Raw genomic sequence first — 2,178 nt, 5'->3', positions numbered from 1 at the left:
CACCCGGCGCGGCCGCCTCCGCGCGGGCGTGACGGGGCGGGATGGCCAGGCGCAACACGTCGATCATGCCGCCCGCGTACCGGTCGGCGATCGCACGGGCCAGGTCGGCGATCTCCGGGGCGAGCACCGGCTCGGGTGACACGACCTTTTCGATGAACGCGAGTTTCTTCTCGTACTCGGAGGTTTCCACCCGTTCGAGCAAGTAGCCGTCGACCAGCTGGCCCGCGAACCGGACGCGGACGCGGCAGCCGGGAACGGCGGCAGCGTCCAGTTCGGACGGAACCGAGTAGTCGAAGGGGCGGTCGAGGTGGGCCAAGGGCACGTCCACCACGATCCGGGCGACCGGCAGCGAGGCAGCGGGAACCCGCTCCCCTTTTCTCGCTCCGGTCTTCTCGCTCATGCCTCCTGGTGTATCAGACACCCCTGACAGTCACGCGTTGCGCCTCACCAAACCGGTGAAGCCCGCCACGAACAGAGTGGCGAACGCCCACGCCAGGATCTGCAGCAACCACGTCGTGCCCAGAACGAACTGGCCCGCACCCGACGCAGCGTCCACCGTGCAACGGGCCGCATCGACCTTGACCAGCGGCGTCGCCACGTTCAACGCATAACCGACCTGCTCCACCACAGAGCAACGCACCGCTCCGGAAAGCAGCACGACCCCCACCGACACGGCGAGCACCCCGGCCAGCCACACGAGGGCGAGACCGGGACGGTAGCCATGTCCCACGGTCACGCCTCGAACGAGGTGCCACGCGCGACCCCATCGAGAGAGCTGGCCGCGGCGGCGCAGATCACGTTGCTGGGCAACCCGGATCCGCCGCACATCACGTTCGTTGCCGGCTGCGGAGTGCGCGGCGGCGAGCTGCACCCACGGCTGTGTCGAGTAGTAGGGCGTGCGGGTGGCCAACAACGACAGCCATTCGTCCACAGTGGCGTCACGAGGCAACCCCTCGTACACCAGCCCTTCGAGCTGCACCTGGCCGTCGATCCCGTCGAACGGCATCAGCAGCTCCTTGCCCACCCGGACGTGCCGCAGATCGACCGCGACGTCGGGTGAGCTGAACCGGCCCTCCCTCAGGACGATCTGCCCGTCGACGCGAGTCCCGCGCATGCGCACCGCCGCGTGCCCGCCCCCGCCCGACACCACACACCCGTGCGACAGGAAGATCAGATCACCGACCCGCATGTCCACAAGGTTCAGCCCCGACTCGAAGCGCGCGCCGCGACACGTCAACACGTTGGAGACGTGCGACCCGCTCAGCGCCACGGAACCTGCCGCGTGGAAACCCTCGTCCAGGTAGACGCTGCCGCCGATGCGCATGTGCTGCGCGTCGACCGACTCCTCGGCACTCAGCCGGGCCGCGCTCAGCCGGAGATCGTGATCCACGGTCAGTCCGCGAGCAAGCACCGCCGGTGCGACCAGCCCTCGCAGGTCGACCAGCGAGAACTGCGCGCGGTCCAGGACCACCGGCTGGTCCGTGGAGCAGTCCCGCAGCACCAGTGGCCGCTTCGCCACCACGTCGGACAGGTCGAGCTGACCGGTGATCGTCGCGCCTTCGATCCTCAAGCCGCCGGGATCCAGCGACTCGTGATCGATCATCCGCCGCCGGATCTCGTCCCCCGTGATCTCCACGGGCCAACGTTAACCGGAGATCGACTCCTGGCCGTTCTCGATGTGACCACACAGACGACGACGGAACCGCGGCTCCTCCTCCACCGTCACGGTCAGGTCGTACCAGCCGGAGTTCATGGCGGTCAGCCACGGGATGACGTGCCGATGCCCCGGACGGACCACGTACTTCCGCCGTCCCAGCACGAACGTCAGCCGCGACGACCCGCTGTTCTCGAACGTCAGCGTCAGCACACGGCTGTATCCGCGCACCGACGACGACACCCGCGCACGATCAGACGACGCCCCAGCGAACTCACGGCGGAAGCCGTTGGGCCCCAGCAACACGAGGTCGTGATCACCGGCAATCTCAAGAGAAGCCGACGAAGCAACGTCGAAGTGCTGCGGCACCGCGAACTGCCCCGAGTACGGGTACAGCGCAAGGTGCACCGAAGCCGACCCGGAGTTCGACATGTCCAACTGAGACCCACGCAACGACGCGTCAGGCTGGTACGGCAGAGCGCGCGCACGCCGCCGTCCCGCCTCCTGCTCGGGCATCTTCTGCG

Annotated in this window: 3 protein-coding genes; all 3 read right to left on the bottom strand. The window is 68.2% G+C overall.

Annotated elements, in window-relative coordinates; genetic code table 11:
- On the bottom strand, positions 1 to 400 hold a 400-nt coding region (locus FXN61_RS48980; protein WP_446684967.1), incomplete at its 3' end, for a primosomal protein N' family DNA-binding protein.
- 30 nt (positions 401 to 430) lie between these two features.
- Positions 431 to 1,636 (bottom strand): hypothetical protein, encoded by a 1,206-nt coding sequence (locus FXN61_RS48975; protein WP_167980573.1) that lies wholly within the window; start codon positions 1,634 to 1,636, stop codon positions 431 to 433.
- Positions 1,637 to 1,645: 9 nt separating this feature from the next.
- Positions 1,646 to 2,178 (bottom strand): phospholipase domain-containing protein (locus tag FXN61_RS48970; RefSeq protein WP_167980572.1); only part of this gene is annotated, 533 nt, incomplete at its 5' end.

This window comes from Lentzea indica, from assembly GCF_012184385.1.
Classification (GTDB): Bacteria; Actinomycetota; Actinomycetes; order Mycobacteriales; family Pseudonocardiaceae; genus Lentzea; species Lentzea indica.
The sequence above is the reverse complement of the archived record's forward strand: the minus strand, read 5'-3'. Positions and strand labels throughout refer to the sequence as shown.